The organism is Actinomadura rubrisoli, from assembly GCF_004349215.1.
In the GTDB taxonomy this organism is placed as follows: domain Bacteria; phylum Actinomycetota; class Actinomycetes; order Streptosporangiales; family Streptosporangiaceae; genus Spirillospora; species Spirillospora rubrisoli.
Genome location: NZ_SMKU01000451.1, coordinates 1 through 6,286, shown reverse-complemented (window position 1 = coordinate 6,286; position 6,286 = coordinate 1). Strand labels below are relative to the sequence as shown.

Annotated in this window: 4 protein-coding genes; 2 read left to right on the top strand and 2 right to left on the bottom strand. The window is 74.3% G+C overall.

Going from position 1 to position 6,286, the window contains the following annotated elements; translation table 11 throughout:
- The first annotated feature begins 48 nt into the window (after window positions 1-48).
- On the top strand, window positions 49-1,524 hold the full coding sequence (locus E1298_RS42640; RefSeq protein WP_243726178.1) for an amidase: 1,476 nt from the start codon (window positions 49-51) through the stop codon (window positions 1,522-1,524).
- Here the strand turns inward: E1298_RS42640 and E1298_RS42635 are convergent.
- On the bottom strand, window positions 1,521-2,894 hold the full coding sequence (locus E1298_RS42635; protein WP_131903080.1) for a sensor histidine kinase: 1,374 nt from the start codon (window positions 2,892-2,894) through the stop codon (window positions 1,521-1,523). The two genes, E1298_RS42640 and E1298_RS42635, sit on opposite strands and share 4 nt — an antisense overlap.
- A 649-nt stretch (window positions 2,895-3,543) precedes the next feature.
- Here E1298_RS42635 and E1298_RS42630 point away from each other — a divergent pair.
- The gene (locus tag E1298_RS42630; RefSeq protein ID WP_131903079.1) at window positions 3,544-4,809 is read left to right on the top strand and encodes a serine/threonine-protein kinase; all 1,266 of its coding nucleotides are present in this window, start codon (window positions 3,544-3,546) and stop codon (window positions 4,807-4,809) included.
- A 10-nt stretch (window positions 4,810-4,819) separates the two neighbouring features.
- Here the strand turns inward: E1298_RS42630 and E1298_RS42625 are convergent, their stop codons facing one another.
- Window positions 4,820-5,938, bottom strand: a complete 1,119-nt coding sequence (locus E1298_RS42625; protein ID WP_131903078.1) for a PP2C family protein-serine/threonine phosphatase — start codon at window positions 5,936-5,938, stop codon at window positions 4,820-4,822.
- Window positions 5,939-6,286: the final 348 nt, after the last annotated feature.

Here is a 6,286-nt window from a genome sequence, read left to right as displayed (position 1 = left end):
CTCTCGGCCACCCGACCCCTCCATCGCCTCCGCCGCCGTCCTCCCTGCATGATGACGTTCGTCACCGGACGTCCGGGCACGCGGGTGCCCCCTGAGGAGGGAAGCTCCTTGTCGAACGAGATCCACTTCGTCCCGGCCCGGGAGCTCGCGCGCCGGATCCGGGCCCGCGAGCTGTCGGCGCGCGAGGTCCTGCACGCGCACCTGGACCGGATCGAGCGGACGAACCCGCAGGTCAACGCCATCGTCACGCTGGTGGCTGAGCGGGCGACGCAGCAGGCGCGCGCCGCCGACGAACGGCTCGCGTCCGGCGCGGAGGTCGGGCCGCTGCACGGCCTGCCCGTCGCGCACAAGGACACCCACGCCACCGCCGGGATCCGCACCACGTCCGGTTCGCCGATCTTCGCCGACCACGTCCCGGCCGCCGACGACCTGGTCATCGAGCGGATGCGCGCCGCCGGAGTCATCACGCTGGGCAAGACCAACGTGCCGGAGTTCGCCGCCGGATCCCACACGTTCAACCCGGTCTTCGGGCTCACCCGCAACCCCTACGACCTGTCGCGGTCGGCGGGCGGGAGCAGCGGCGGCGCGGCGGCCGCGCTGGCGTGCGGGATGCATCCGCTCGCCGACGGCAGCGACATGGGCGGCTCGCTGCGCAACCCCGCGTCGTTCTGCAACGTGGTCGGGTTCCGTCCCTCGCCCGGACGGGTGCCGTCGTGGCCGGTGCCCGCCGGCTGGGCGACCATGGGGGTGCAGGGCCCGATGGCCCGGGACGTCGCCGACGTCGCGCTGCTGCTGTCGGTACTGGCCGGGCCCGACCCGCGCAGCCCGATCGCGCTGGAGACGCCGGGCGCAGCGTTCGCCGTCCCGCTGGACCGCGATCCCGCCGGGCTGCGCGTGGCCTGGTCCCCCGACCTCGGCGGGGCGGTGCCCGTCGACCCCGCCGTCACCGGCGCCCTCGAACCCGCCGCGAAGGTCTTCGCCGACCTCGGCTGCACGGTGGAGGAGGACTGCCCCGACCTGTCGGGCGCGGACGAGGTGTTCCGGACGCTGCGGGCCTGGCACTGGGACCTCGCCCTCGGCCCGCTGCTGGACGGGCGCCGCGCCGACCTCAAGCCGTCCCTCGCCGAGAACATCGAGGCCGGGCGCCGCCTCACCGCCACCGACGTCGGACGGGCCGAGGCGCTGCACACGGCGCTGTTCCACCGCGTCCGGACGTTCTTCGAGCGCTACGACGCGCTGCTGCTGCCGGTCAGCCAGGTGCCGCCGTTCGACGCGGCCATGGAGTACCCGGACGAGGTCGCCGGGGTCCCCATGCCCGACTACCTGGAGTGGATGCGGTCCTGCTACCTGATCTCGGCGACCGGCTGCCCCGCGCTGTCGGTCCCGGCAGGCTTCACCCCCGACGGGCTGCCCGTCGGCCTGCAGATCGTCGGCCCCCACCGCGCGGACCTGGCCGTCCTGCGGCTCGGCCACGCCTTCCAGCAGGCCACCTCCCACCACACCCGCCGCCCGCTGCTCGGTTAGGGCCGGTCGGGGCGGCGGGGGACGCGGAGGACGAAGCGGGCGCCGTCGTCGGACTCGGCGGCCACCAGCGTCCCGCCGTGGGCGTGGGCGATGTCGCGGGAGATGGTCAGGCCGAGGCCCGTGCCGCCGCGGTCGCGCTTGCGGCCCTCGGCGAGCCGGTGGAACCGCCAGAAGATCCGCTCCCGGTCCTCCGGCGGGACGCCCGTGCCGTCGTCGGCGACCTCCAGCACCGCGTCGGGGCCCTCCGCGGCCGCCGTCACCCGGATCCGCGACCGCGCGTGCCGCTCGGCGTTGTCGAGGAGGTTCGTCAGCAGCCTGACCATGTGGTCGCGGTTGGCCATGACCACGACCCCCCGCGCCGCCTCGACCTCCACCGGGACGCGCCGTTCCCGCCGCTCCGCCTCGCCGCGGACCAGGTCGCCGAGGTCCACCGGCTCCCGCTCGGAGTGCACCCCCGCGCCGAGCTTGGCCAGGATGAGCAGGTCGGTCACGATCCCCTGGAGCCGGTCGGCGTCGCCGAGCGCCGCGCGCGCGACCGTCGGCCAGTCCTCGTCCTCTGGACTTTCCAGCGCGACCTCCAACTGGGTGCGCAGGCCGGTCAGCGGGCTGCGCAGCTCGTGCGAGACGTCCGCGACGAACCCGCGCTGCCGGGCCAGGACGTCCTCCAGCCGGCGCAGCGTGACGTTCACCGACCGGGCCAGGTCGGAGACCTCGTCGACCGGGCCCGGGACGGTCACCCGGCGGTCCAGCTTGCCGTCGGTGATCTCGGCCAGCTCGGCGCTCATCATCCGGACCGGACGCAGCGCCCGCCGCATCGCGACGGCCACGATCCACGCGACCACGGCCGTGGCGAGCAGGACGCACGCGGCCAGCGCACCCATGAAGAAGCCCCTGTTGCGGGTGAACTCGGTGATGGGCGCGCCCGCGTGCACGGTGCGCCAGCCGAACGGCGTCCGCACCCGCTCGCTGACCACGTAGACGTCGGTCGCGACGCCCGGGACGTGCGCCTGGCTGGCCTCGGTCCGCCCCGGCACGGCGGGCCGCGGGACGTCCAGCGGCCCCTCCCCGCGCAGGGAGTCGCTGTAGGCGAGGACGCGCCCCTGGTCGTCCACCACCTGGAGCAGGGAGAAGTCGGCGTCCCGCACCGGCAGGAAGCCGCGTGGGTCCTGGGTGCGGAAGACCGTGACCAGGTCGGTGACGGCCAGGCTGCCGCGCGCGTTCAGCTCTTCGAAGACCGTGTGGCGGACGGCCTGGTAGAAGATCGTGACGCCGATCGTGAGCAGCAGGCCGACGATCAGGGTCGCGGCGGCCGTCACGCGGGTCCGCACCGACCAGCACGCGGGCGACCACCAGTCCCCGATGATGCGCACCCCGGCGCCCTCCCCCTTCCGGTCGCGCGCGGCGGCCGCGCCGCGAGACGTCCCGCGCCGGGGGGAGTGCGCAAAACTTGTTGTTACCGTCCCTTGCCCTGCGAAACCTTCGCCCGATCATGGAGGGCGGATGCGAGGGCCGACGCGCGCGGCGCCGGCCGCGGGGACCGTGACGGCCTGGAGCCGAGGGGGCGCCTGCCTGGGTGAGGCAGGCGCCGGTGGCCGGGACGGGCCGTGCCGCACCGTCCCGGCCATCCGGCGGTTCCCACCGTACGAGCGCCCCGAACGGCGGGAAGTACGAGCGCGGAACTCGCGATACCCATCCTGGCGACAATGTCCTACTAAGTCAACTGGATTACTAGGGAAATCCGGGGCCGATGCCCGCGCGGACGGCGCCTCCCACCCCTGGGGTGCCGTCCGCGCGGGCATCGCCTTCGGTGCCGCCAGCGGCCCGCCCCCCGCGCGCCGAGAGGATCCAGCGGGTCCGGACTGCTGTCGAACTGCTCCCACTCTGCACTTCCCCGGTGCACTGGGCGCTACATCGACATGACGATCACGTTTCCTGTCTCTTCGCACAGGAAGACGCCATACTTTGCCGACGAACGGGGATGGATGGACGGACGGGACGCAAGGGAGCCAGGAAGAGCCCATGGACGGTGACATTCGGCCGCTGGAGCCCGCCGACCCGCGCATGGTCGGCGGGCACCCCCTGCTGGGCCGGCTCGGCTCGGGCGGGATGGGCACCGTCTACCTCGGCACCGACCCGGTGTCCGGCGGACGCGTCGCGGTCAAGACCATCCATCCGCACCTGGCAGGGGACCCGTCCTACCGCCGCCGCTTCCGCGACGAGGCCGCCCTCGCGAGCCGCGTCGCCTCGTTCTGCACAGCGCGCGTCCTCGCGCACGGCGAGGAGGACGGCCGCCCCTACCTCGTCACCGACTACGTGGGCGGCGTCTCCCTGTACGCCCGCCTCGCCGGGTGCGGCCCGCTGCCGCCCGCCGACCTGCACGGCGTCGCCGTGGGCGTGGCCTCCGCCCTCGCGGCGATCCACGCGGCGGGGCTCGTCCACCGCGACCTCAAGCCCGCCAACGTGATGCTCACGCTGTCCGGCTGCCGCGTCATCGACTTCGGCATCGCCCGCAGCCAGAACTCCCACAGCGCCACCGCCGCCACCGGCAAGGTCCTCGGCACGCCCGGCTGGATGGCCCCGGAGGTCCTCCTGGGCGGGCCCGCGACCCCGGCCGCCGACATCTTCGCCTGGGGCTGCCTCGTCGCCCACGCCGGCACCGGCCGCATGCCGTTCGGCGGCGACCCCGCGTCCATGCGGGTCACGACCGGGGACGCCGACCTGTCCGGGCTCCCCGAGTCGCTGCTGCCCACCGTCCGGGCCGCGCTGTCGAGGAACCCCGGCGACCGTCCGACCGCGTCCGACCTGCTGCTTGCGCTGGTCGAGCAGTCGCAGTCCGAGGACGGGCAGACGACGGCGGCGGCGCCGAGGACGCCCAGCGACCCCGCGCCCGCCTTCCCCTACGCCTCCCCGCACGCGCCCGCTCCGCCTCCGGCCCACGCCGGGATGGGCGGCCAGGACGACGACACCGCGACCAAGGCGTTCACCCCGCTCGGGATCGGGCTGGCCGACGCCATGGCGTCCACGCGGACGCGCCTGCTCGCGGGCGTCGGCGCCGCCGCGGGGACCGTCCTCGTCGGAGCCGTCGTCCTGGGCCTGATGGGCAACAAGGACCAGGCGCCCCCGGCGGCCGTCCCGTCCACGCCGTCCAAGCCGAGCGTGGCGGTGAGCCCGACGAAGAAGGCGGGCCCGGTCAAGGCGCGTCCGTCCAAGCGCCCGCCCGTCAAGCCGCAGAAACCGCCGAAGGCCAAGCACAAGGGCAAGCACGGCAAGAAGGGCCGCCACTGACCCGCCCGGGTCAGGTGCGCCAGATCAGGACGAGGGCGCAGTCGTCGTCGCGCGCCGCCGCCATCCGCTCCACCAGTTCCCGCGCGCCCTTGCGGAAGCCCTGCGGGACGAGCCGCTCCGCCTCGCCGAGGAGCCGGTCGATGCCCGCGTCCAGGTCGCTGCCGGGCGACTCCACCAGCCCGTCGGTGTAGAGCAGCAGCGCGTCGCCGGGGCGCAGCAGCCCTCGCTCGGGCAGGCAGCGCAGGTCGGGGACGACGCCGAGCACCACGCCCTTGGCCGGGCTGACCTGCCACGCCCCGCTGCCCGCGTCGAACTGCACCGCGGGAGGGTGCCCGGCCGATTCGACCGTGTACTCCCCCGTCTTGAGGTCGACGACGACGTGCACCGCCGTGACGAACCCCTCGTCCCACCGCTGGCGTTGCAGGTAGTCGTTGCACGCGGGCAGGAAACGATCAGGTTGGATCGATCCAAGCAGGCCCCCGAACGCACCGGACAGCATCAGGGCGCGGGTACCGGCGTCGGTGCCCTTCCCCGAGACGTCGACCAGCGCGACCTCCAGCGCGTCGCCGTCGCAGGTGGAGACCACGAAGTCGCCGCCGAACGACGACCCGCCCGCCTGGAGCATGACGACCTGCGCGTCCCAGCCGTCGGGCAGCTCGGGCATCGCCCCCTGCCGCCGCAGCCGGTCGCGCAGCTCCAGCAGCATCGAGTCGCCGCGCAGGCCCTGCACGCCGAGCTGCTGCCTGGTCCGCGCCAGCGTCAGCGCCAGCACCGCGGTGATCGCCAGCGTGGCGACCATCCCGGGGCCGACCGCGGCGATGTCGTGCCAGGCGTCGTAGGCGACCATCGCCATCACGACGCACAGCAGGGCGACCAGGCTGCGCACCTTCAGCAGCAGGCCGCCGCCCAGGACGGTGAGGACCAGCGCGCCCGACGGGGCCCAGCCGCGCGTGTCGGTCGCCGCCGCGAACCCGATCACGATCGCGAGGAGGGCCAGCGCCGCGAACACGTAGCGCTCACGGGTCAGCTTCCCCCGCCTGAGCCACCGGTAGAGGCTCACGAGCAGCGGGATCCTGCGCAGGACGGCGCGCACTCTCGGCGGGAGGAGATGCACCAGTCGTTGCAGCATGACCCCCGCACTGTATCGAGCATTGGCTCCGGCGGCCGGGCATCCGCGCCCGTGGTGACTCCTTGTAACGCTCCAGACCACGTGACTTCGGCCACCCCGGACCTGTCCCCCACCAGGCCGCGTGGTGTACCAATGGTCGTGGAACCGTCCACGACCGCGGCAAGGAGACGCCATATGGGCCAGCCCGGAATGCGGATCACGGTGGACGCGGCGATGCGCGCGCGGGACGTCTCACGCCCCCGCCCCGAGGGCGCAACACCCCCGGCCAAGCCCGATAAAACAGCCAAAACCCCCGAAGCCGCCAGACGAACCAAGGCCGCCAAAAACGAGCGCCGCCGCCTCGGCAAG

Bases quoted from the DNA above. Each gene is read 5' to 3' on its own strand.
- E1298_RS42640 (WP_243726178.1), top strand. From the start codon at position 49: ATGATGACGTTCGTCACCGGACGTCCGGGCACGCGGGTGCCCCCTGAG.
- E1298_RS42630 (WP_131903079.1), top strand. From the start codon at position 3,544: ATGGACGGTGACATTCGGCCGCTGGAGCCCGCCGACCCGCGCATGGTC.
- E1298_RS42625 (WP_131903078.1), bottom strand. From the start codon at position 5,938: ATGCTGCAACGACTGGTGCATCTCCTCCCGCCGAGAGTGCGCGCCGTC.